Below are 24,359 nucleotides of genomic sequence, written 5' to 3' on the forward strand. Positions count from 1 at the left end.
TAAAGACAATAAAACCAGCCTATTTAGAAACTGAAACCTTACGCAGCAAGAGTTACAGCTAGGCATCTGTTCGGGCTAAATTTTGGCAGATAAGTTTTGATACATTTGTAGTATTGCTAGCAAAGCATTCGTTCCAAGATGCCAACCGTCGATCCCTGGTTTGTTTGCCAATGCTTTGCTGTTGAAAGAGTTAAAAAAGGTAGCTTTTGCTGCTTTTTGGCACTTGCGACCCATTTCGGGTTCGTGCTTGCAGGGCTGCTCATTGAGATTTTGATTTACATTGCTGGATCTTAAAGTCTTATTCATTAAATAGCAAGTTTTCGCCGGAAAAATTTAAAATTTGGCGATAAATCTTGGCGATTGTGGATATCGGTTTAATGCCCGATCGACTTATAGAATAAGAGTTTTGCCTGAGTTTCGCATCATACTTTAGGTGCTTTTTACCTAAGTTCTGGAGAAGTTAGGCCGGTTCGGTTAGGGCGGGGCAGATTTGCTGCAAATGTACTTTCCAGAAGAGTTGTAACACTGGTGCGGAGTCAAAAGGCAACAAAAAAGCAAAACGGTAAGTGTTAGGTTTTAACCCCTCAGAGGTATGTGAGGGCGGAGGGATTGGAGGAGGAGGAGGAGGGTTTGGACGAGAAGATGCTGCATTTGACGGCGAAGTGGGAGAGGCAATTTGCCCAGAGTGCCAAGTTAGAGGCGATCATTCGGGAAAATCTACCGGGGTGGAGTTATGGCAGATAGTTCGTCAATTGCTGAAGATTATCATGATTTTTTGCGAGAACTTAAGGAACGTATTGTGCAATATCAAGTGCGGGCCGTACTTTTTAGGCAAAGAAGCGCAATAGCGAGAATTAGAGAAAGCTTTAATCGATCGCAGCCGCGATTTTTTGCTAGAGTTGAGTGTGGGATTTGCCTTAAATCAATAAATTAATTAATGGAAGCCGAAACCTAATTATGTTAACTTCCAACAATTTTAAGAAATACCTCGATCAGTTTAAGGAACTTATAGCTGAGGGAGATGCTATGTACAAAGCAATAAAAGTCATACCCGCTCACCACGGATTTACCAGTGTCGGTCAACTTAGAGAAGAGCCTGAAACATATGTCTTCGATGGAGATTATGATTGGGAAAAGTGGCAGACTAACTACAAGTTACTTCTAGTGCAAGTTATCCCATTAACTAACAGTCAGCGAACCTCATTAATTGAAGTATCCTCGGGATCGAATCTTAAAACGAATTTAAAGATTCATCTGTCAAACTTGAAGGCAGTTAAAGAAAATTACGAACAAGGGTTGCTCATTTCTTCTCAATCTGCTTTAGGCTCCTTTAGCTTGGAAGATGTTAGCAAATTATTAAAACGAGTTCCAGCGGGACTTCGACGTTGGACATGGGAAGGAAATTCACGCACAAAGGGCGGTCAACCTCGGCAATGGTGCATAGAAAATGAATATCATGTACAAAATTTGCTATATTTTTTATTAGCTGCGGTGTTCGCCGATATCAGAGAAGAAGAATATACTAGATCGGTAGGGCAGAAAAAACCAAGAGTAGACCTAGAAATTCCCTCGCTTAAATTGGTTATTGAAATCAAGTTCTGGTATCGCAAAGACAGGCCCCAAAAAATTATTGGAGAAATTGCCGAAGATACGTCTTTATACCTAGCTCAAGGCTCCCCCCATGAACAAATGATTGCTTTTATCTGGGATGACTCTTGCAGGACAGAAGAACACGACTTATTAGATAGTGGACTCAAAACATTGCCGGGTATTTTTGACGTAGTTATAGTTTCTCGTCCAGGGCGTATGGCAGACAATACATCAGTAATCAATGAAGAAGATAATGAATGATTAGCTATTTGGTAAAGACCTGTTTAAAATTATCGAGGTTAAAATAAGCGTGGTTCTGAACACCCAAAAAGAGGAATTTAGCTATGCTTATGTCTATGCGGTAACAGCCGCGGCAAGCTACTCATTCCAAATAGCCCCGCGTCCCTTAGATGCAGAAGGAGTTGACGTAATTCTTACAGGTTTGGGACCATCACAATCAACGCGCCGCCCTCGCCTAGATGTCCAAATAAAATGCACCTCCAGAAAATTACTGGATAATGAAATTATCCGATATCCCCTAGAAGTTAAAAACTATGAAGAATTAAGGCTAGAAAACCCTTTCGTCCCCCGCATTCTGATTATCGTTTTAGTACCCGACAGCCAAGAGGATTGGTTGCGCCAATCTCAACAAGAACTCTCCCTTCGCTATTGTGGCTACTGGGCATCATTGCGAGGGCTACCGCCCACCCAAAATCAAAACACTGTCACTGTTCAAATACCCACACAAAACATTTTCAACACAGACGCTTTAAAAACTCTCATGCAGCGCATTGAATCAGGAGAACTCCTATGATAGTAACAGTCCGCGACCCCGATATTCTCAAAACCTTAGAACCGCCTCAAGTCGCTGCTTATTTACAAAAACACGGATGGCACGAACAAAGCCGAGACGGTGACAAATCATCCATCTGGACTCGCAAGAATGAAGCAGGCGAAGACTACGAAATTTTGTTAGCTCTCAAGCCAGAAATCAGCGGTTTTGCTCTGCGGATGTACGAAGTCATGGAAACCCTAGAAATTGTCGAAAATCGCTCTCAAATTGAAATATTAGCAGACTTGATCACCTCACTCCCCAATATGACCTTACAGGGAATTGTCATGCAAGTTCACACCCCCAACACCGACAAATTAAGTGGCGAAATAACCTTAATAGGCGTCATTGCTGACAAATTGCGGAAAATTCAAACTTCACTCGCAGACAAAGATTATATCCTGGCGATTAAAGCTTATCAAGAACGCTTACCGATTCTCTGTAGCGGTGACTTAATCAAAGACAACAACGCCTTCATCCTCAAAAACCCCCATAACTTAACCCTCGATGAATTGTCGTAAGACTAACAGATTTTGTCGAAATCTATATTAAACACCTTCCAAACAGATATCAAGTTCCCTAGCAAAGGCCTCTGGCGCATCCAGCATCAGCCAGTGTCCAGTATCGGGTAGCGTAGTTGTCGTCAGCGTGGGACGGAGGATGTGGAGGCTGAAGGGAAAAGTGTTTGAGGGAGCAATAATGGCGTGGGCTCGTGTTCCAGGGGCTGCTAGGTAGCGATCGAGAGCATCAACTGCTTCAAAGGCAAACATCCCGCGAGACATTCCAGACAGACAATCCTGTGGAGTCGCCGCCAAGCAAGCGAGTATCCGATCGCACGTCTGGGCCCTGCTTCCTGTCAGCGCCTCGTTGAAGCTGGTTTCCACAGCAGCCCGCCAATCCTCCGTCTCCAGAGCTCTCTGGTAGGGGACGATGCGTGCCTCGTGCACCTCTGGAGGCACCTTGGTAAAGTCTCCAGGTGGATCTACCAGGATTAACTGCGCGATGCGGTGCGGTGCGGTGGCTGCTGTGGCGAGGGCAATACAAGCACCGAAACTGTGCCCGACGATCGCCACTCGATCGAGTCCCAGCCCATCCAGTACCGCGAAAACATCCGCTGCACAGGAGGCGGGCGCATAGTTGCCGTCCTCCGGCGGTGCAGAATCACCGTGTCCCCGCATATCAAGGGCGATCGCCCGTCGGGTACGCGCTACATGAGCAAGCTGGGCATCCCAGATGCTCGCAGAAACCGTCATACCGTGCACGAACACCACCGGCAGCGGTTCCGACTCCCCAGCGGTGACAGGGCCGCTGGCTTCGATGATGTGAATAGTGCCGATCGGTCCTTTGATAGTTGTCGATCGCATAAAAACTTCTCCTAAGTTTTATAGTCCTGGACGCACGGGTAGTCAGAAACCGGATTTTTCGCAATAATACTCGGTTATATCAAATCCGTTAACATCGGAATTATGCATCTCTCTCTTCTCTTTCTCTGTGTCCTCTGTGCCCTCTGTGGTTTAATCATTCCGATACAACCGGAATTGATATTAGAGCATCGCAGAAAAGGTAAAAACCCGGTTTCTTTGGTTTGGACGGGTAAGTCAGGTTTCAATTTCCTCATTTTACACAACCAATTTTACCTCTGTTACTCCTTGGCGCAATTCATACTGTCCTTTCACCCAAAATTGTTTAATTGTTTCACCCAAAAATGGAGCAGCTTGCATCATCAATAAACGCAATAATCCATTTTTTCGTAGTTGTTCGCCTTTCCACGCTTCTTGTGCTTGCAGTTGTTGGGCGCGAATAATTTCCGGTTCGCGTTCTGCCTGAATCCGCGATAATGCTAAGTCAATATCCTCGGAATTAGCCCCTGCTTTCAATAAAGGTACAAGGTGATTGGCGGCAACAATTACATCGCGCAAAGCCATGTTAATTCCTTGAGCGCGAACCGGAGACATAGGATGTGCCGCATCCCCCAAAAGTATGATTCCTGGTCGATGCCAGCGCGGACAGCGACCAACCACAACAGATAATCGCATCGGAGATTCGATCGTATCTTTACAGTTGCGGAAATGTTCTGCCATCCACGCAGGAGATAGCGAAGCGAAAGTTTCTGCCCAGTCTGTGTGTTTCCAATCAGTTTTGTCATCTGCCGATAGCACCCAAGCCAGATGAAGTTTTCCTGATTCTGCTCCATGAAAGACACTGAATCCGCTACCGCCATTCAGGATGGAATAAAATACATTATCCGCCACAAACCGAGGATGAGTGGCAAGTTTAAACCACAGAACATCTATACTATTCTGCTGTTTTACTAACTCTAATTCTGCACGTTGTCGTACAACCGAGTTTCTACCATCTGTACCAATCACAAGTGCTGCAGGAATTTCTCGCCCATCTCCTAGCTTTACACCCGCAATGCGATCGTTGCTGTAGAGTAAATCTTTTACGGGAACACCTGGGATAAATTCAAACTCTGGATGTAACTGAGCTTCTGAAATTAGTGTTTCTAGCAAAGGCGGTTGCGATACCAGTGTACAAGGTCGATTTGACCCCATTGGCTCATCAACTCGAAATAACTGTCGATCGCCCACAATGAACTCCCAGGCATCAATTGGCCGGTGTGGAACACCTTCTAGCATAGTGGATAAGCCCATTTGTGCGATCGCATCCAATCCGCTGGGCATTAACCCTTCACCGCGAAACACTCGGTAGGAATCTTTTGCAGCCTCAACCAACGTTACAGAAATACCTCGTTTCACCAGCAGCAAACTAAGTGCCGCACCAGTTGGCCCCGCTCCGACAATTACAACTTGTGTCATTTGGTATTTTCCATTGCTTGTTGCGGATATTGAGATGCAAACAGAGGTGGTTCAAGGGTGCGCGATGATCTATTAGACATCTCCCATAATTATTATCGTGGAACAGGCAGGATGCCTGTTCAAAACCTGCTTTTTTGGAGAAGTCTCTTAATCCCAGCTATTTTTGGAGTGCCTGTTGAAAAGTCTTAACTGCATCAACATGATTCACCATATTGATGCAGCGCAACAACAAATCCAAATCGATCCCTTTCACCTCCTCACTACTGGAAACCTTTTCATAATGAAGTGTATTGCCCTCTCCCCGCAGGTGATAAACCTCTAACAATCCATCTTCCCAGAACCACACTTCTTTTATCTTCAGCCGCTTGTATGCCTCCAGTTGGTTGATGCCACCACTGGAAAACACGACCTCGATCGCCAGATCGGGTAGCCTGCGACCAGGAGCAAGTTTATAAGATTCATCCGCCTCTCGCTTGACTTTTCCGGTTTCACTTTCCAGAGTCATTGAGCCAGTTGGAGTAAAGTCAAACCCCGCCATCAGCAGGTAAAGCTCCAACAATGCGGCAATTCTCTTCTTAACGGTTTCGTGGGGTTCTCCCGGCATTAGTTTAATCTCCAAAACTCCATCCAGGAAAGAAAGTCGATATCCTGGACGGTCTAACAATTGCTCAACTGCTTTGAACTCTCTCCAAGTGAGTCCGTCAAACAGAAGGGGTGATTCTTTTCTGGGTGGTGCGATGATTGCTGCAGTCATTTGATTCTCCAGTCTATTTCCAGATGAGAAACGATCGGGTTTGGAGGGCGATTTGTTTATTATAACTTTAAGTAGCATCCTCCACTGTAAATCCGATTTCTTGCCCGTAGGATAGTTCCAGCGTGTGACCGTCCGGGTCTCGCAAAAAAGCCCAGTAGCCGATCGGATATCCAGAGTCTTTTGGTTCTTCAAGCAGTACGCCTTCTTGACGTGCTTTGTCGCAGAGAGAATCCATGTATTCGCGGCTTTTGCAACCTACTCCGAGGTGTGCAAAGGGAGACAAAACTGGATGTACGGAGTCTGTTTGAATTAGCACAATTACAAAAGGGCGAGTGCGGTCAGAAAGCCAGACCACAGCAACACCAGTTTCTGCATCAATGCGGCGGTGAACGACCTGCATTCCAGCATACTTGGAGTAGAATTCAATACTGCGATCGACATCAGAAACGGGCAGTGCGATGTGTGTGATACCTATATCACTCATATGTTATGTTGCTCCAGTCATATTAGGCTTAATATCAAGAATTGCCACTTCCAATCTCATAAATTTAATGAGACGATCGCCACTTATACCAATTTTTTATGAGGCCCCGTAGAATCCGATCACCCTGGCGCCCCCCGCGTCCGGGGGGGGACAAGAGTCGGATCTTTCGTCCCCCTACTATCAGGGAGATGCGAGGGGGATCGAGATATGTGCAACTTCACATTAAATTGGTATAACCGCTCGTAACTGTCCATCGTTTTGCTGCCTAGTATTTGTAAGCAGCAAAACCTGAGCGGAACCAAGACGATTTACCTCTCAAGGTAGATGTCGGTTAATCCTGCCTTTGAGATACTCCATATGAAATGTAACTATTTATACTCATGCCGCATCTTTTGTTGGTAGACGACGAAGCCCCACTCTGTGAAAGCCTTGCTTACTCACTGAGAAAGGAAGGCTATGAGGTCACTACAGCACCAGATGGACACAGCGCCATCAAACAATTCCACAAGCAAGTACCCGATATCATTCTGCTCGATCTGATGATGCCAGAAGTTGATGGGATGGAAGTGTGTTGGCGTATCCGGGCTTTTTCTAATGTGCCTATACTGATGCTAACGGCTAAAGACCAAGATATGGATAAAGTGTTGGGCTTAGAGGCAGGGGCAGATGATTATGTGACCAAACCCTTCAATACGCAGGAATTGCTCGCACGGATTAAAGCTTTGCTGCGTCGCCATCATGCGGAATCTACTTAAAAGCGATTAAGGCATCCTTCAAGGGTTTGATAGCTCGGTTGGCTCAATCCATCACCAATGGCGCTAGGTTAGGATCACTTGCAACGGATACACCATTTATCCCAGCCATGTTTGAGCCGATGAAACTTTTTGCCCAAGACTCCTTTACGAGCAGATGGTTAGCATCTCTTCGGTGGAATTCAATCCACACGAAGCTCTTGGCTACCTACCTGATCCTGATCGTCTTAGGAACCTCGCTTATGTCTGGTTACATCCTATGGACGTTTTATGCCTTTTTCATGCAGTCTCGTCAGACAGATTTAGAAAACTGGGCAACAGCACTGAGCGAGAGCGTTGCAGATGTCCTCGAAGAAAAAGATACGCAACGGGTGCAGATCATTGTCCGGCGCTATGGGGCACCCGCCAATATCACACTCCGTGTCTTTGATGCCCAAGGTTCGCTGCTAGCCACCTCTGACCCTCAAACAGATCGACAAATCACCAATTGGCTGCTGATATCTGGCGTTTCAGAAGCACTACACGGTCATTCGGTGCAGGGCGTTACTAAAGGGGTTTTATCAAGGGACGATCGCCTCTATATTGTCAAACCGATGACTCGCAATGGTCAGATGTTGGGGATATTACGCATCTCGATTACTTTAGAACAGTTTCAGAAACAGTTTGTAAGGGTGATCTGGACAATTTTAGCCGCCCTTGGCATTACCATTCTTCTCTGTACCTTGGTCAGCGATCGATTAGCCCGGAGTCTCTCTAAACCCATTGAGGTGATGCGAAACTTTGCGATTCGTGTGGGTAGAGGACAGTTTGATGACAAACTCGTGATTCGTCAAAGCAATGAACTAGACCAACTCGCAACGGAACTGAATCGTATGAGTGAGCGGTTGAAATCATTGGACAACGAACGCAGAGCCTTCCTAGCGAATGTTTCCCATGAACTGCGGACCCCTGTGAGTAATGTTCAGGTCACCATTGATGCGCTGGAGCGTGGCGCTGTGGATGAGCTGGAGTTGCGCGATCGCTTCTTTCAAACCATCAAAGAGGAGACGAAGCGGCTTTCGGGCTTGATTCACGATTTGCTTGATTTAGGACGCTTAGAAGCGGGTGTCACGCTATTAGAAATCCAAGCCATTGCCTTAGAAAGTGTCATCAGCCGTGCGATTAGAGCAATGGAAGTTCGTATGCAGGCTAAAAACGTGACTGTAGAAGTTGATATTGCTGACCTTCGGATTATGGGCGATTCGGAACGCTTATTACAGGCTTTTTTGAATCTCTTAGACAATGCGATTAAGTATTCTACCCCCAATGCTTGTATTTTCATTGCTGCCTCTGGCAACAAGCAACAGGCTCTGATTTCAATTCAAGACCAGGGAAGCGGCATTCCTGAAACCGATTTACCTCGCATTTTTGAACAGTTTTACACCACGAGCCGCTCTAGTAAGAATGGGGTTGGTCTGGGTCTAGCGATTGCCAGACGCATTATTGAAGCGCATGGAGGCAGTATTACAGCCAGTAGTAAACCCGGTCAAGGGGCTGTATTCACCCTTTCTCTACCCTTAGAATCATAAGTAGTTGATCCCGTTGTCTGGTTCCGTGTCACTTCTTCCACCTGACTCACAGCAGTATTAGTCAAATGGATAGGAAAACCCGACTCTGCCAAATCAGACAATCTAGATTAAATTATCTTTTTATTTAAAGAAAATTTGTGCTAATTCTTTGTCAGGACATTTGCATTTTTTATAATTATTTAGTAGTCTCTAATACCAATTTAATGTGAAGTTGCACATATCTCGATCCCCCTCGCATCTCCCTGATAGTAGGGGGACGAAAGATCGGACTCTTGTCCCCCCCGGACGCGGGGGGCACCAGGGTGATCGGATTCTACGGGGCCTCATAAAAAATTGGTATTAGCCGCATCCAGATCCATTGCTTTAATGAACCCATCTTTTCCGTCCATGTACCCCTGAATATTATCAGGGTATTTTTTGGCAAGCTTTCTCTTTAGTTCGCTGTATTGCTGCGCGTCCTCTGGATGGGAAATCATATAATCTCGAAACGCTAAATGACGCTCTATCTGCGCTGAGTTCACTTCAAACCCGTGAAGGTGGTGTGTTCTAATCCCTGCTTCATTACCCTTGCGAAAAAAACGACGACCGGATATCCCAAACTCACCCATTGCTTCATAACCTAATGCCTCAAGTGCTGAACTCTGTACATCAATTTTAGTAATATCTTTAACCTCAACTAACATATCGATAATCGGCTTTGCATGAATTTGTGGAATCGCTGTGCTACCAATGTGATGTATAGCAACCACATTTTCCCTAAGTGCAAGTGCAATCAGTTTCGACTCAGTTTCAAAGGCGCTGCGCCAATTTGGATCGTGCGGGACGACTTCTACTTTGAAAAAACCTACTTTTATTGACATGGCTGATAATTATTTGCTTTCTTTGTCATCTCATTGATTTACGATCGCATTTAACCGAAACAGATTTTATTAGGCCTCATTTTTTACGGGTTGCGCCCAAAGCTCTTAAACATACGGACAACGGGGAGGAACTGACTGTTTGGGAGAGAAATTTCAAACCGCTCGATCGCCTGATAGTCAAATTTTGTGTAAAATGGCTCTCCCGCCAGCGTCGCAATCATCTCAACTTGCTTAAATCCAGCACGCTCAGCAGCCAGTTCACATACTCGCATAATCCGACTTCCAATTCCTCGACGTGGCCAGGCTGGATGAACAAAGAATGCACGAATCTTTGCCGAGTCGCTGTCTGGGTTGAGCAGGCTGTCTTCTGGATTATTTTTGCCTGAATCACCTCCATAAAGCGTTTTACGCTTACTCCAACCACCGCAACCAACAATTTGGTGATTGTTCTCAGCAACAAAGTATGTTTGGTCTAGAATCAGTTGACTGTCAACCCCAAAAACTAGGCCCAGTGCACCTTCAATCTGCTCTGAACTATAGTAGCTTGCAGGCACAAGCTCTAGCAGAATCAGGAATTAAAGTTGTTAACTTAGGAATGTCTTCTAAGGAAGCTAATCGAATACAAAAATCCATTGAACCGATCGGCTAAACAAATCCCTCTCTTAGTTTGTCACATCAGTGAAAGCCGCCATGCAGCGATCGCCCGTTAGCGAAGCTTGCAGAAGAGGATCCTCCGCCCCCAGCTTTAAGCGAACACCCAAATCCCTCGCCCTCGCCCTTTTTTTCATTTGGTCACAGGCTATGATTGACGGTTGGCAGCTTTTGAGAATCTAAATGCTAAACACAAATACAATTATTTCCAGCCTGCTGTTATTTATCCCAGTTTCCATCGCCGGACACTTTCTCGGCTGGGAATCCTCCACAATCTTCGTCACCTCGGCTTTAGCCATCATCCCCCTAGCCGCGTGGATGGGGACGGCCACCGAAGAAATCGCCGTCGTCCTCGGTGCCAATTTGGGGGGTTTGCTGAACGCTACCTTCGGAAATGCCACGGAACTGATTATCGGCATCGTCGCCCTCAACGCCGGACTAATAGATGTTGTCAAAGCCAGCATCACCGGTTCAATTATGAGCAACCTGCTGCTGGTGATGGGATTGGCGATGCTGCTGGGCGGCTTGCGCTACAAAGAACAAGATTTTCAGCCGACAGTCGCCCGGTTGAATGCTTCAGCGATGAACTTAGCCGTGATTGCCATTTTGGTGCCAACAGCAGTTAATGCCACCTCTATTGGCATCCCTGCGGCAACTATGCAGAACCTCTCTAGCGCTGTTGCTGTAGTGCTGATTATCGTCTACGTGCTGACGCTGCTGTTTTCGATGAAAACCCACAGTTATCTGTACGATGCAGGGGTGGCAGAAATAGAAATGCTGGAAGATTTAGCCGAAAATAACTTAGCACCAGACAGTCCTGACCACAAAGTCAATCTGCCGCTGTGGATTGGGGTGCTATTGGCCTGTACCCTGATGGTAGCTGTCGAGTCGGAACTGTTGGTGGGTACTCTGGAAGAAGCGACAGCGCGTTTGGGGCTGACATCACTGTTTACCGGGGTGATTTTAGTGCCGATTATTGGCAATGCGGCCGAACATACGACGGCGGTGACGGTGGCGATGAAAAATAAAATGGATTTGTCGGTTTCTGTGGCCGTGGGTTCGAGTTTGCAAATTGCTTTGTTTGTTGCGCCGGTGTTGGTTTTGGCAGGTTTTGTCTTGGGCAAACCGATGGACTTGAACTTCAACCCGTTTGAACTTGTAGCGGTTGCGGTGTCGGTGCTGATCGCCAATTCTATCAGTTCTGACGGCAACTCTAACTGGCTCGAAGGTACTTTGCTGTTGGCAGCTTATACGGTTTTGGCGCTGGCGTTCTACTTCCATCCGGTAATTGAGGGACTTGTTTAAAAGGCTTTCTTATCGGGAAGGAAGAGGGAAGAGGGAAGAGGGAAGAAGGCAGATTTTTTCACTCCCTCACTCGCCCACTCTCCCACTCTCCCACTCTCCCACTCTCCCACTCTCCCCCTCGCCCACTCTCACTTATTTCTTCGAGAGTGGTGGTTGCGATCGTACAATTGAAATGTGGCTGCTCTCTCGTTATTAGTTCTGGTGTGTTTGTACATTATGTGCTCTCATCAGGGATTTGTGACCTCGATCGGCTGTGACAAACAACAAAACCTTTGGCCTCAACCCGATCGTTCGATCGCAGTGCCCCCGGTTATACAAAAACACGGGATGCTGAAGTCAAGCCAGACTAAAGCCTCCCTTGACTTCAGAGACGCTGCAAGATTTCAATCAAGGGTGCTCATGAGTCTTTTACTAGGTGTGCTACGATCGTCATAAGTTGAAAATTGAGTCTAACTAGACAACGTAAAACATCGTACTCTTATTGTTGAGTACGTCGTTTCACAAACACGGTGTTGCCGTCTAGGAAAACTCGTATTTGAACAAAAACCGAACTAGATAAAGAGGACTAATCAAATACGGTATGCCATACCGGAATTAACGATTTTAGAGAAGACACCTCTAATGCGGCTTGAGTAATCTTGTCAAGGCCAGTAACGCAAGCTGAATCAAAAATCTCACTCACCAAGAGTGCACACAGTAAACGACGGTCGATTTAAAACTGACCAGCCTATAAAAAGGTCGAACGGGATACCACGATTCGTTAAATTGGTTGAAAATAATGGTTAAACAATGGCTAAAAGCTTCCACACTAATAAATAGTTGTAGAGACTTCAAAAATAGGGTGCTGCTCCACCCGAATTTACGCCTGTGGACAAGTAAGAGCCGACTCTCTTGGCAGAAACAGGAATCAAACCCTCTAGAAAATACTTCTAGTTGAATGGTGAAGCTTAGATAAGTTTAGCCAAGTTTTGTAGAGCAGTGTCAAAGTAAAACTTGATAGAGCAACCTCAATCAGGGTTATGTGGCTTCTGTGAGTTATTGCCTCAATCCCAAATGCCCGAATCCCTCCGATCCCGCCAACTCTGGCAAATCCGCGTGTATCCACTGCGGGTCAGAACTTTTGTTGCAAGGTCGATATCGGCTAGTCGCGCCTCTCGGAGGCGGTGGCTTTGGCAGAACATTTGAAGTGGACGACAACGGCGCCCGAAGAGTGCTCAAAGTCCTGCTCAAAGAACATCCCAAAGCTGTAGAACTGTTTAAGCAAGAAGCCGACGTATTGGTCAGGCTCAGACATCCAGGTATTCCAAAAGTCGATCGCGACGGTTATTTTATATTTACGCCAGCTCACAGCACAGAGTCTTTTCACTGTCTGGTGATGGAGAAAATTGCTGGGGCCAATTTGCAAGACTGGCTGAAACATCGGGGCCGCCCGATCAGTCAAGAACAAGCTGTGAACTGGCTCAAACAACTGTCGGAAATTTTAGACCAAGTTCACCGCCTCAACTATTTCCATCGGGATATCAAGCCGCACAATATTATGTGCAAGCCAAACGGGCAGTTAGTGCTGATTGACTTCGGGACTGCTCGGGAAGTGTCGGCGACTTATTTCGCTAAGGTGGGCCAGGGGCAAAATGTAACTGGTATTGTTTCCCCCGGCTACACGCCGCCGGAACAAACAAATGGCAAGGCTGTTCCGCAGTCCGATTTTTTTGCTCTGGGGCGCACTTTTGTTTATTTGCTGACTGGAAAGCCGCCGACTGCGTTTCCAGAGAATCCGCGCACGGGCAGATTAATGTGGCGCAAAGGAGCTCCTCAAGTTTCCGACTCCGTGGCTAATGTGATCGATTATCTGATGGCGCCTTTTCCGGGGAATCGACCTCAAAGTCCCCAGATGGTTTTGCAGTGCTTGGAGGAAATTAATCTCGACGGCGCAGAAACTCAGGTGCCGACTCAGTTGCCGACGACGGGGCAAACTAAAATTCGCGCAACTGCCGGGGCGTCTGGGGCGAAGAAGCAGAGTTCCATAAACCGCCTCAGACCTCTGAATTCGGGATTGAACAAGACCGAAAAAGATGTTTTTGATTGGAAAAAGAAGTTGCTGGCGGGCACGGCTGTTTTGATGGTGAGTATTGGCGCGTCCCAAATTTACGGTTCGCTGCGTTACGGGGTGTTTCCGGCAAACCCGGTGTGGCTGCTTTCGACTTTACCTACCACTCATTTTTTGCAAAGAAGTTTGGATAATGTCGGGAGTGTAAATGCGATCGCCCTGTCCCCGGACGGTCAAACTTTGGTGAGCGCAAGCTTTGGGACGATTAGAATTTGGAATGTGAGGACGGGACGGCTGGTGCGGACTCTCAATTCGGTGCATTCTAAAAAATCTGTCAACACGCTGGCGGTGAGCCCGAACAGCTCAATTTTGGCCAGTGGCGGCGGCGACAAGAATGTGATTCTCTGGGATTTGAAGACGGGGCGACGGATGCGGACGATTCCCGCTCACACAGCCGCCGTCAACTCCATCGCTTTTAGCAGGGACGGTCAAACTCTCGCTAGTGGCAGCGATGACAAAACTATTCGCTTGTGGAATGTCAAAACCGGGAGCAGGTTGCGGACTTTGAGCGGCCACGCCGGAGGAGTAAACGCGATCGCTTGGAGCCGGGACGGTAAAACTCTCGCTAGCGGCAGCCAGGACAAGACTGTGCGTTTGTGGAATCTCGGCACCGGAGAAGTCAGAAGAATTATCACAGGTCACCGGGGCCCGGTTACTGCTGTGGCTTTTAGCCCGAACGGGCAAAGTGTGGCTAGTGCTAGCACCGACAATACGATCCGTTTGTCGAACGTGCAAGACGGGAAGCGCACCCGCACTTTTAAAGGGCATTCGGACTGGGTGAGGACGATCGCCTTTAGCCCGGACAGCCGCACTTTGATCAGCGGGGGCGGAGATATTATAGTTTGGGATTTGAAGACGGGAAAAGAAAGAAGCAGTCTTTCTGGTCACAGTCAGTTTGTGAGTTCTATTGCTATTTCCAGAGATAGCAAGACTTTTGTGAGCGCCAGTCCCGATCGCACTATTAAGATTTGGCGAATGCCATAATTTTACTATTTTAGATTTTAGATTTTAGATTGAAGAGTCGAGGCGAGTGAGAAATCCCATCCCGACTCCGACGTGGAAGTCTGGGCATTGCCCGCCCTACAACTGTTACTTGCCACAATTGGCAAAAGTAGAAAACAAGTTAAATTCTGTAACCCTCCACGCTTGCCATGTCTGCGCGCCAGCAAAAAGACTGTACCTAGTTATGCTTTTATCGCTGTCAACATAACTTTGCCAACTTAATGAAGCAACAGTGGGATACTGGGCTGGAAACTCCCCTGGTATAGGACTTACTTGCGAGCTCATGTTCCATCCTACTTGCTTGCTAAAATCTTGAATTTGACCTTCGCAAGTGCGACAGCTAGAACCGCCCACTTTCTGCCAAATCTCTAACTGTGGAGTCAATCCATATTTTCCGTTGCTCGATTGCATCCACAGGCGATCGATCGCGCGGAGGTTCGGGCAAGACAGATTGGCGGGGTTGTTACGGATCAGAGAGACTGTTTCTTGATCTGCTTCGTACCATTTTTTGGCTTCTAATAAGGATTGAAGTTTGCTAAATTCGCTGTTGCTTTCTTGTGAATTAGCGGTAAATGCTGGTTGCAAAACTGCAATAAATGTGCCTACTAATGCGAGGGATAGTTTGCCAAGTTTAATCATGTTCCCTGATTAAAAGTGATTTAACAAAGGACAGTTTACCATCTCTAGACCGAGATGAAATCTTCAGAGCCAATAAAATTGGGAGCAACGCCTGTCAAAGAAGCTAAAACTTCACCGCTGCTGGCTACTCTAATTAATGTGCCGTTAGTTCCAGGGGAAATTGATAGTTGTCCGAAGGTCAAGCCATTGATTAATTGAATCGTATCTTGAGAGTTGGCGAAATCAGAGATTGTATCAATTCCCAATCCCGCACCTAAAACAAATACATCGTTGCCTGCGCCGCCGACGAGATTATCGTTGGCCAAACCGCCGTTGAGAGTGTCAAAACCTTTGCCGCCAGATAGGTTGTCGCTGCCGTCGCCGCCATTAAGGATATCATTGCCCCGCAAACCGTTGATGTTATCGCTGCCATTCGTGCCTGTCAGGTTGTCGTTGCCGGGAGTGCCGTTGATGACGTTTGGAGGGTTATTGCTGCCACCTGGAGTGCTGGGGGTGTTAGAAACAAAAATGTCGCTGTGATTGTTAGTGTCTCCCGGCACGAGGTTGGAGGAAGATGATGGAAACGCCACAAACCGCCCGTCGGCTGAGATGGAGGGGCTGGCGAAGTCTTGGGTGGAGGCGTTTCCCTGATTACCTGCTGAGTCTACAGAGAGGCGGGTGGTGGTATTGGTTAACAAGTCCCGCATGAAAATGTCAGCGGTATTGTTAGTGTCCCCCGGCACGAGGTTGGAGGCATCAGATAAAAACGCCACAAACCGCCCGTCGGCTGAGATGGAGGGGATGTAGGAGTCACTGTTCGCCAGATTGCCTGCTGAGTCTACAGAGACGCGGGTGGTGGTATTGGTTGACAAGTCCCGCACGAGGACATCTGGGCTATTGTTAGTATCATCCGCCGGCACGAGGTTAGTGGCATCAGATAAAAACGCCACAAACCGCCCGTCGGCTGAGATGGAGGGGGTGTAGGAGTAGCCGTTCCCCAGATTGCCTGCTGAGTCTACAGAGACGCGGGCGGTGGTATTGATTGACAAGTCCCGCACGAAGATTTCGTAGCGATAGTTAGGGTCTCCCGGCACGAGGTTGGAGGAATTTGAAGAAAACGCCACAAACCGCCCGTCGGCTGAGATAGAGGGGTAGTAGGAGTCACTGTTGGCCTGATTGTCTGCTGAGTCAACAGAGACGCGGGTGGTGGTATTCGTCAACAAGTCCCGCAGAAAGATGTCGTTTGTATTGTTAGTGTCCCCCGGCACTAAGTTGGAGCCCTGAGATTGAAACGCCACAAACCTCCCGTCGGCTGAGATGGAGGGATCGGAGGAAACAAGGTTTCCCTGATTGCCTGCTGAGTCAACAGAGACGCGGGTAGTTGTATTGGTTAACAAGTCTCGCACGAAGATGTCACCGAGATTGTTAGTGTCCCCCGGCACTAGGTTGGAGGCATCAGAATAAAACGCCACCAACCGCCCGTCGGCTGAGATGGAGGGCTGGGAGGACCAGCCGTTCGCCTGATTGCCTGCTGAGTCAACAGAGACGCGGGTGGTGGTGTTGGTTGACAAGTCCCGCAGGAAGATGTCGATGTTATTGTTAGTGTCCCCCGGCACTAGGTTGGAGGCAGATGATTCAAACGCCACAAACCGCCCGTCGGCTGAGATGGAGGGGCGTACGGACCAGTTGTTCCCCTGATTGCCTGCTGAGTCAACAGAGACGCGAGTAATTGTCATAAGTATTGGTGTTAAAAGGACAAGTTTAAATATCCCCGGATCTTACTCGCAGCATACAAGATAGCCAAGCTCATATTCCCCGCCCGTTTTTGGCAAATTCATCAACAGTTTGCTGCGATAATTCGTGAACTGTCATTGCTTGCAACACGTCAAAAGGCAATGTTAAATGATGGGCGCCAGCTAATAAAGTCTTCACCGCTTCTTCCGGCGATTTAATGCTAGCTGCCAAAATTTCAGTATTACTTTTCTTCAAGACATTTGCCATTTCTTGCACTAAGGCAAAACCGTCTCCCAACAATCTGGTGGCGCGATTCACGTAGGCGATCGCATATTTTGCCCCCGCTTCTGCTGAAACAACTGCTTGTGATGCGCTGTAAATAGCTGTCACCGCGCAAGGAATTTCCGGTGACAAATGCGCTACTGCTTGAAAACCAGCCGCCGTTGCTGGAACTTTCAAAACTGTTTGCTGTCCAATTAATTCAAAAGCCACTTTTCCTTCTGCTACCATGCCATCAAAATCAGATGCAGTTAGCTGATAATACACTTCCCCAGGAATAAGTTTCGCCAGTTGTTTGAGCGTCACATCTGGAGATAAATCGCTTTTTCCCAGGAGGGTTGGATTAGTAGTAATTCCCGAAAGCCAGCCGAACTGGCTCGCCTCTTTTGCTTCTGCTACAATTGCAGTATCGAGATAAATTCCCATCAGCTCTACACCTTTATTTTTTTAGTTTATTCTGAGTTTTCCGAGGCTTAGTTTCAATTTGATGCCAGTGAGCGTCAAATTGATTGTTAGGTATTAACTGTAGCAGATTTGTCAAAACATCGCTAGGAAGTAAAAATAACAATTAAGTGATGGGTATCACGTCACTTGCTGATTACGATCGCCATGTAAGAAAACTTCGATCGCCAAATGCCGGAAACAAACAATTTATATTTGTAGTATGGGTTATGTATGCAGTAACTCAAGGAGGTGACTCATAAAATGAGAGAAAAAGAAAATCATCAGTCACAAGTCAGTCTTGAGGAATCTTGTGACAAAGCGGAGTTTGAAAAACCAGCATCAGCCCCTCAAGACTTACCAGAAAATGATAATTCTCAAACTGAGTCTCAAGCATTTGAAAATCACGGTGAAGATGGTTTGAAGGCTCTAGCACGGTTAATGATGGTGAGTCTAACTTGGTCGCTGGCAGGACTTTCTAAACCCAAGTAAATTTTTGGGTTATTGGTTATTGGTAATAAACACTGGTATTATGCCCGAGTGCGATGAATCTTTAAGTTTTAACATCCAATTCCTAATCTCTAGCCTGTGCTTTTTATAGTACAGGCTTTCCCATTTCCCAATCGGATGGGACTCAATGCCTCATCCCTGGGCTTCGCCCAATTCCCAATATCAAACTTTTATTGATATCAACTGTTTTGGCGGTTGCTATCAATCCGCCCCAAAGACACAATATTGTTGTGTCCATATTTGCTACTTAATATTTTCCGAACCTACTGCCTCAGAAATCGAATTAAATCCTTTTTCTTCCAACTTTTGCAGCAAACCTTGGAGAATCCGACGCACCATCCAAGGCCCTTCGTAAACCCAACCGGTGTAAACTTGAATTAAACTTGCACCGGCGGCTATTTTTTCCCAAGCATCTTCGGCGGTGAAAATGCCACCAACTCCAATTATGGGTAATTCGCCTTTTGTATATTGCCAGATAAATCGGATTACTTCTGTCGATCGCTCCCGCACAGGAAGCCCGCTAATTCCCCCGGCTTCTTCGGCGATTGGTTTGCCTGTTTCTCGCAATATTTGTGTTTTCAATCCGTCGCGGCGGATGGTGGTATTTGTGGCGATAATTCCTGCTAGTTGGTAGGTTTTTGCTAAGTCAAGGATTGATACGAGATCCTCTGGCTCCAAATCCGGCGCAATCTTGACTAAAATTGGCTTGATTCCCTGATTTTCTTGTTGCAAAATTTCCAAAATTGTGCTAAGTCCAGCAGCATCTTGGAGCGATCGCAACCCAGGCGTATTCGGAGACGAAACGTTGACTACAAAATAGTCGCCCCAATCTTTCAGCAGCTTAAAACTCTCCAAATAGTCGGCAGCGGCTTGCTCTAACGGTGTTACCTTAGATTTACCGAGATTGATGCCCAAGGGTAACGGGGACTGAGGCATGGGGCGCTGGGCATCGAGTGGGGACTTTTTCTGTGCTGCCTGAAACCGGGCTGCCATTGCCGCGGCTCCTTGATTGTTAAATCCCATGCGGTTGAGGGCTGCACTGTCCTGAGTCAAGCGAAACAAGCGAGGTTGGGGGTTTCCCGGCTGTGGTTGACAAGTGACAGTGCCGAGTTCGGCAAAGCCAAAGCCAAAATTTGCCCAAATGTCGGCAGCTACGCCGTTTTTATCAAATCCGGCGGCTAAGCCGACAGGATTGTTAAAGCTCAGTCCCCATAAAGATTGTTCGAGGCGAGAATCTTGGACTCCCAAAGATTTCTGCAATCGAGAGAGCATTTGGCTGGTGGCGGGGTTTGACTGGGTTCTGGCTGCGAGTTCTAGAACTTGGAGAGTGCGGTTGTGCAGCCACTCGGCATCGGTTTTCAATACGGAAAACAACAGCGGGCGTACACTTGATTGATAAATATCCAATGATTTGTACTGGGGCAATTTACAAATTAGAAATGAGAAGGAAAATAAAAATATTCACGAGCAGACAGTGAAGGTGAGGTTGTTACTTCAACTTCGATCGACTTTATCCAATGTTTGAGACTGAAGGATAAGTGAGACGATTATATTTTGACACTCCCCTGCTATCAAGGCGAGGGGATTCTTTGATCTACGAGCTGACTTGCTCAGGCAGGATTTCTCCAACCAAAGTAGAGGTCAATTCTCCCAAAGCGTTGCTTGCTTCTAGAGCAAAGGTTCCGGTATGCCCTACCGTACCCAATCCCCGACTTAGGATATTTCTAGCGGCGTTAAAATCTCTATCCATCAGACATCCACATTTACAAGCGTGAGTTCTGGTGGATAGTGTTTTTTTGACCATTTCACCGCAGCTAGAGCATTCTTGGCTGGTATATTGCGGACTTACCGCAACCGTTACGCGCTCAAATACTTTTCCAAAATATTCAAGCCAAACACGGAATTGATACCAAGATGCGTCGTTAATAGACTTAGCTAGACAATGATTTTGCACCATATTTTTGATCCTCAAATCTTCGTAGACTATCAAGTCGTTTGACTGAATTACGCACCTTGCCAACTTCACGGCATGGTCTTTACGCTGCCTACTTATTTTGAGATGGCGCTTACCTAAAATCTGTCTGGCTTTGCCTCTGTTTTTTGAACCTCTTACTTTTCTTGATACTCCACGCTGACTGCGCTTAAGAACACGTTCACCTTTTCTCAGGAATCTAGGGTTTTCAACCGTGACTCCGTTTGAATCGGTGTAATATTCTTTCAATCCAACATCTAGTCCAATCGTATTACCTGTTGGTTCTGTCTTTTCCTGTCGGTTAACATCAATGCAGAACTGGACGTAGACACCATCAGCACGTTTTACCAGTCGAACTCGTTTAATCTGGCTGACTTGATAAAAATGCAAGTCTCGCGTACCTTTGAGCTTGAGCTTGCCGATTGCTTTTTTGTCGGTAAAAGTTATCGACTTTCTGTCGATTGCAAGTTTCCACCCAGTCGATTTATAGTCAACGGAGCGACAATCTTTCTGGAACTGCGGATACCCTTTTTTACCAGGAACCTTTTTCTTGCAGTTTTCGTAGAACCGAGAGATAGCTGCCCAAGCGCGTTCGGCACTTGCTTGCCTTGCTTGGGAGTTGAGCTCGTCAGCGAACGGAAAAGTCGCTGCCAGTACAGCGCAGTATTTGTTCAAGTCGTATTTATTCTTTTTAGGATGGTCCATCCAATAGCGTAAGCAGCTATTGCGAACAAACTGAGAAGTGCGAATTGCTTCGCTTACCGCGTTAAACTGACTTGATTTTCCGTAAGCTTTAAACTCAAAAACTAGCATTGCTCTTACCTCCACTTTTATGCTATCGCAGTCAGCACAAAATGGGTGAGTATGCAATGAAAGTTTACAATTAAAGCCGTCCTAGAAGGACAGGGTTTTAAACCCAGAATTTTTGATAAGTTGATTCTTTGGCATTTTAATTTTTGGAATTTTTAAGTTAGTAATTTTAAATTATACAAAGGTGCGGGGAAGCTTGGAAATGGGGCAGCAGCAAAGACCAAAGGATTTAGACGAACAAATCGCGACCCTAGAGCGCGTTCTCCTGACTCTCCGAGAAGAGGAGAATGTTGAAGTGCTACTTTCGACCACACTCGGTTACTTGCAAGCGGAATTTGACTGGCGGTTGATTTGGATCGGGTTGTACGATCGACAGGCCCACAGATTGTTCGGGAAAGGCGGCATAACTCCTAACGGCGACCTGTCTTTTCTCAAACAGCGGTTTGCCCTCAGCCCAGGGGATTTGCTGGAACAAGTGGTGATTCAGCTCCGGCCGGTGGGAGTCCCGGATTTGCGATCGGAAAACCGAGCCGGAGAATGGCGCAAAGCAGCTCAAACTTTCAATATTCAAGGCACGACTCTGTTTCCGCTGCGCTACAAAGACCGCTGCTACGGCGTGATTTTGCTCGGAACTGAGGTATGGGGAGCGTCGCCCAAGTCGGGGGAAAAAACGCAGTTGGCGATCGTATTTGGAGCGCTGGCAACTGCTCTTTACCAAATAGAAAAAGACTGGCAGCGACAACAAGTTAAACACCCAGATGAGTCTCTTTTAGCGCTGATTTCGCAGTTGGGGGAATTGCGATCGCTCGACCAATACTTGCAAGCGGTGGTCGAACAAACTCATGAATTTATCGAGCCGACACGCACCAATGTTTATTGGTTCGAGCGAGAGCGACGCTATTTTTGGCGCCGAGTCAGCAACCGCGAAGTTACTCCGGGTTTGGGCGGGCCGGCCCGACCGGCTTCGGGCATCACCGTTCAAGACTTGGGCGAATTTTATCAGGCTTTGGGCAGGGAAGAAATGGTTTGGATCGGTGAATCTCAAAGTTCTCTGAAAACTGAGCTGACGGGACGGTTGATGCAGCAAATCCGCGCTCGCTCTCTGTTGGCTGCGCCGATTGTTTCGGAAGGGGAATTGTTGGGATTTTTGGCAGTCGAAGCCGGCGAGCCCCGGATTTGGCAAGATAATGAAAAGCATTACCTGCGGGGAGTGGCGCAGTTAGTGGCTCTGACGGCTCCTATGTCGGAGATGGAGGAGAAAATTCAACAAACTGAGATCGATCGAGATTTAACTGCCGGAATAGCTCACGCCATCTACAGCGATGCTGACTGGGAGGCGACTTTGAAAAATACCGCCGAACAGTTGTGCGATCGGCTCAAATGCGAATACTTTTTGCTGCTGCTGTACGGCGAAGAACAAAATCGCTTTGAAATTGTCTGCCAAAATCTGCCCCGCAACCGCAGGGCAGTGCCGTCGCCACTCAACGCCCTGGATGTGGCTGACGTGGGGCTGTTGCAAGCAAGTGCACCTCTGGCTATTGAAAATTGGGAGGAAGATGGGCGGCTGGGCGCTTGGCGGGAAGTGTTGGGGGAAGCTGGGGTGCGATCGCTGTTGGCATCGAGCACTCGGGCGAAAAAGGCAGAGGGAGAAAACCCCAATCTAAAATCAAAAATCGCCAATCGCAAATCGATCGAGGGTTTGCTGGTTGTCGGGCACAGTGCAACTCGCACTTGGAGGCGATCGGAGCAAGAATTAGTTCGGCTAGTGGGCGAACAACTCGGATTGATCCTGCACTCGTGGCAGCAGAGTTCGGCAATCGACAAATATCAGCAATTTGAACGCTCGCTCAAATCGGGTTTGGCGGTTTTGCACCATTCTCCTGATGAGCAATCTGAGGAACCGATATCTGCTGCTTCACCGACGATGTTCCCAGAGTTGCCACTACAAAAGCTCGATCGTAACTTTGCTCAACACGTTTCCCAGACAATTTCCTGTCCTTTAGTAGCCGTAATTACTTGGAATCCCGGTGACGAGGAAGGTTCCATCGTGGCGACGGTAGCTGCCAATCCTGTATTTGCCCTCAATCCCGAGGCGGTGATTCCTGTCAAAACAGATGCCTTGATCCAACAAACCCTGGCTGCTAACTGCGTGGTGCAACAGAGCACGAGCCAACTGCCCCTGGCGACGAAGCGGTGGCTCCGCAGCCCGGGAATTGGCGAGATTATGACGGTGGCGCTGCAGACTGCCCCAGAACACGCTGCGGCGGGCATTGTGGTGGCTGCGGACGCTCCGGGCCGCCAGTGGTCGGAGTTGTCGGTGAGTTTACTCAGCTCGATGGCGTCTCAGTTGGCTTGGTGGCGCAGGTATTTGGCCGTGCAATCGGCCGCCGAGTCGCAGCGATTGGATCTGGAGCTGCTCAACTGGTACAAACAGCGCCGTTTTGAGGACTTTTACCGCACTGTGGGAGCGGGGGTGAAGGAGTTGGGGGAGTTGAGTCAGTCGATTTTGCAGTCGGCGAAGGAGCAAAAGGATGCTCTGAAAACTTTGCGCTACCAACAGGTTTTGCGACACATTGGCAATGCTGTGGGGTCAACTCATTTGCTGCTGAAACAGGAGCAGTGGCGGCTGCAATTCGGACAAGATGCGGTGCCTGTGAGCGCTTGGCTGAGGCGATCGCTCGATCGAACTGCCCCCCTGGTCAAACAGTCGCAAGTCTTGCTGGAAGTGCACAGAGAAGCTGCTGTGTCGATGCCTGCGGGTCAGACTTTGAGCGTTCGCGGGGACAGCATCAAGCTGGATTTGATCCTGTGCGAATTGCTGGCGACGGCTTGCAGGCGCTCTGCTGTGGGCGCCAAGATTGAGATTCGCTCTGAGTTGTTGGGGGAAGATTTGTTAGAATTGTCTGTGATCGATAGCGGCGCGTGCGATCGACACTTCATTGCAGCCTTCAACGGCGATTCCGAACCCGATATATTAGCGGTTTCTAGTTCCCATAGGTCGATCGTGCAAAATCTCTTAATTTGTCAGCGAGCGGTACGCTTAATGGGGGGAAACTTTTCTATAGAAATGTTAGAAAACAATTTAATTGTGGCTCGTTTAGTGCTGCCCCTAGCCCATTCTTAATATTGCCCAATATTGTAAAAATCCCAACCTGCGATCGAGGATTGTAGGGGCGGGTTTCACCAACAATAATTGCCTAAAACCCATAATCTCATAAACCCGCCCCCACCCAACATTAAACCGCCATCTACCTCTTTCAAAATACAAGGA

22 protein-coding genes are annotated in these 24,359 nt (G+C 47.5%); 10 read left to right on the forward strand and 12 right to left on the reverse strand.

From position 1 onward, the window contains the following. Positions 1-75: 75 nt before the first annotated feature. The gene (locus tag QUB10_RS14925; protein ID WP_333057522.1) at positions 76-306 is read right to left on the reverse strand and encodes a hypothetical protein; all 231 of its coding nucleotides are present in this window, start codon (positions 304-306) and stop codon (positions 76-78) included. A gap of 260 nt (positions 307-566) precedes the next feature. Between QUB10_RS14925 and QUB10_RS14930 the strand changes: the two genes are divergently transcribed. From QUB10_RS14930 to QUB10_RS14945, 4 genes are all read left to right on the forward strand, one after another. Then, positions 567-848, forward strand: coding sequence for a hypothetical protein (locus QUB10_RS14930; protein ID WP_333203246.1), 282 nt, complete (start codon positions 567-569; stop codon positions 846-848). Between the two features lie 109 nt (positions 849-957). Then, the gene (locus QUB10_RS14935) at positions 958-1,851 is read left to right on the forward strand and encodes a PD-(D/E)XK nuclease domain-containing protein (protein ID WP_333203248.1); all 894 of its coding nucleotides are present in this window, start codon (positions 958-960) and stop codon (positions 1,849-1,851) included. Between the two features lie 49 nt (positions 1,852-1,900). Then, complete coding sequence (locus QUB10_RS14940) at positions 1,901-2,404, forward strand: DUF4365 domain-containing protein (RefSeq protein WP_333203251.1); 504 nt, start codon at positions 1,901-1,903, stop codon at positions 2,402-2,404. Then, on the forward strand, positions 2,401-2,943 hold the full coding sequence (locus tag QUB10_RS14945; RefSeq protein ID WP_333203253.1) for a hypothetical protein: 543 nt from the start codon (positions 2,401-2,403) through the stop codon (positions 2,941-2,943). Before QUB10_RS14940 ends, QUB10_RS14945 begins: the two co-directional genes overlap by 4 nt. Positions 2,944-2,970: 27 nt before the next feature. Here the strand turns inward: QUB10_RS14945 and QUB10_RS14950 are convergent, their stop codons facing one another. From QUB10_RS14950 to QUB10_RS14965, 4 genes are all read right to left on the reverse strand, one after another. Next, the gene (locus tag QUB10_RS14950; RefSeq protein ID WP_333203255.1) at positions 2,971-3,786 is read right to left on the reverse strand and encodes an alpha/beta fold hydrolase; all 816 of its coding nucleotides are present in this window, start codon (positions 3,784-3,786) and stop codon (positions 2,971-2,973) included. Positions 3,787-4,041: 255 nt separating this feature from the next. Beyond that, positions 4,042-5,241, reverse strand: coding sequence for an FAD-dependent monooxygenase (locus QUB10_RS14955; RefSeq protein ID WP_333203257.1), 1,200 nt, complete (start codon positions 5,239-5,241; stop codon positions 4,042-4,044). A 157-nt stretch (positions 5,242-5,398) separates the two neighbouring features. Continuing rightward, entirely contained in the window at positions 5,399-5,995 is a 597-nt protein-coding gene (locus QUB10_RS14960) for a Uma2 family endonuclease (RefSeq protein WP_333203259.1), read from the reverse strand. A 67-nt stretch (positions 5,996-6,062) separates the two neighbouring features. Next, a complete protein-coding gene (locus tag QUB10_RS14965; RefSeq protein WP_333203261.1) occupies positions 6,063-6,479 on the reverse strand; it encodes a VOC family protein in 417 nt (138 codons plus the stop codon). Positions 6,480-6,859: 380 nt separating this feature from the next. Here QUB10_RS14965 and QUB10_RS14970 point away from each other — a divergent pair, with 380 nt between their 5' ends. Together QUB10_RS14970 and QUB10_RS14975 are read left to right on the forward strand one after the other, a co-directional pair. Further along, entirely contained in the window at positions 6,860-7,234 is a 375-nt protein-coding gene (locus tag QUB10_RS14970) for a response regulator (protein WP_190659809.1), read from the forward strand. 239 nt (positions 7,235-7,473) lie between these two features. After that, complete coding sequence (locus QUB10_RS14975; RefSeq protein ID WP_333203263.1) at positions 7,474-8,799, forward strand: HAMP domain-containing sensor histidine kinase; 1,326 nt, start codon at positions 7,474-7,476, stop codon at positions 8,797-8,799. A gap of 323 nt (positions 8,800-9,122) precedes the next feature. Here the strand turns inward: QUB10_RS14975 and QUB10_RS14980 are convergent, their stop codons facing one another. Continuing rightward, positions 9,123-9,659: a GrpB family protein gene (locus QUB10_RS14980; RefSeq protein WP_333203265.1), complete on the reverse strand. Its 537-nt coding sequence runs from the start codon at positions 9,657-9,659 to the stop codon at positions 9,123-9,125. A gap of 83 nt (positions 9,660-9,742) precedes the next feature. Beyond that, entirely contained in the window at positions 9,743-10,213 is a 471-nt protein-coding gene (locus tag QUB10_RS14985) for a GNAT family N-acetyltransferase (protein WP_333203267.1), read from the reverse strand. A gap of 280 nt (positions 10,214-10,493) precedes the next feature. Here QUB10_RS14985 and cax point away from each other — a divergent pair, with 280 nt between their 5' ends. Together cax and QUB10_RS14995 are read left to right on the forward strand one after the other, a co-directional pair. Then, entirely contained in the window at positions 10,494-11,615 is a 1,122-nt protein-coding gene (gene cax / locus QUB10_RS14990; protein WP_333203269.1) for a calcium/proton exchanger, read from the forward strand. A gap of 1,021 nt (positions 11,616-12,636) precedes the next feature. Beyond that, complete coding sequence (locus tag QUB10_RS14995) at positions 12,637-14,706, forward strand: serine/threonine-protein kinase (RefSeq protein WP_333155454.1); 2,070 nt, start codon at positions 12,637-12,639, stop codon at positions 14,704-14,706. 105 nt (positions 14,707-14,811) lie between these two features. Here the strand turns inward: QUB10_RS14995 and QUB10_RS15000 are convergent, their stop codons facing one another. From QUB10_RS15000 to QUB10_RS15010, 3 genes are all read right to left on the reverse strand, one after another. After that, complete coding sequence (locus QUB10_RS15000; protein WP_333203271.1) at positions 14,812-15,363, reverse strand: GUN4 domain-containing protein; 552 nt, start codon at positions 15,361-15,363, stop codon at positions 14,812-14,814. 44 nt (positions 15,364-15,407) lie between these two features. Further along, complete coding sequence (locus tag QUB10_RS15005) at positions 15,408-17,078, reverse strand: calcium-binding protein (RefSeq protein ID WP_333203272.1); 1,671 nt, start codon at positions 17,076-17,078, stop codon at positions 15,408-15,410. A gap of 70 nt (positions 17,079-17,148) precedes the next feature. Then, the gene (locus QUB10_RS15010) at positions 17,149-17,781 is read right to left on the reverse strand and encodes a transaldolase family protein (protein WP_333203274.1); all 633 of its coding nucleotides are present in this window, start codon (positions 17,779-17,781) and stop codon (positions 17,149-17,151) included. Positions 17,782-18,060: 279 nt separating this feature from the next. Between QUB10_RS15010 and QUB10_RS15015 the strand changes: the two genes are divergently transcribed. Further along, positions 18,061-18,288, forward strand: a complete 228-nt coding sequence (locus QUB10_RS15015) for a hypothetical protein (RefSeq protein ID WP_333203276.1) — start codon at positions 18,061-18,063, stop codon at positions 18,286-18,288. A 261-nt stretch (positions 18,289-18,549) separates the two neighbouring features. On the opposite strand, the gene QUB10_RS15020 is transcribed toward QUB10_RS15015, so the two are convergent. Both QUB10_RS15020 and QUB10_RS15025 read right to left on the reverse strand, forming a co-directional pair. Then, the gene (locus tag QUB10_RS15020) at positions 18,550-19,713 is read right to left on the reverse strand and encodes a quinone-dependent dihydroorotate dehydrogenase (RefSeq protein ID WP_333203278.1); all 1,164 of its coding nucleotides are present in this window, start codon (positions 19,711-19,713) and stop codon (positions 18,550-18,552) included. 187 nt (positions 19,714-19,900) lie between these two features. Beyond that, positions 19,901-21,091: a transposase gene (locus tag QUB10_RS15025; RefSeq protein ID WP_333203280.1), complete on the reverse strand. Its 1,191-nt coding sequence runs from the start codon at positions 21,089-21,091 to the stop codon at positions 19,901-19,903. A 199-nt stretch (positions 21,092-21,290) separates the two neighbouring features. Between QUB10_RS15025 and QUB10_RS15030 the strand changes: the two genes are divergently transcribed. Beyond that, complete coding sequence (locus QUB10_RS15030; protein WP_333203282.1) at positions 21,291-24,212, forward strand: GAF domain-containing protein; 2,922 nt, start codon at positions 21,291-21,293, stop codon at positions 24,210-24,212. Positions 24,213-24,359 lie beyond the last annotated feature (147 nt).

Source organism: Microcoleus sp. B5-D4 (assembly GCF_036705145.1).
Classification (GTDB): Bacteria; Cyanobacteriota; Cyanobacteriia; order Cyanobacteriales; family Microcoleaceae; genus Microcoleus.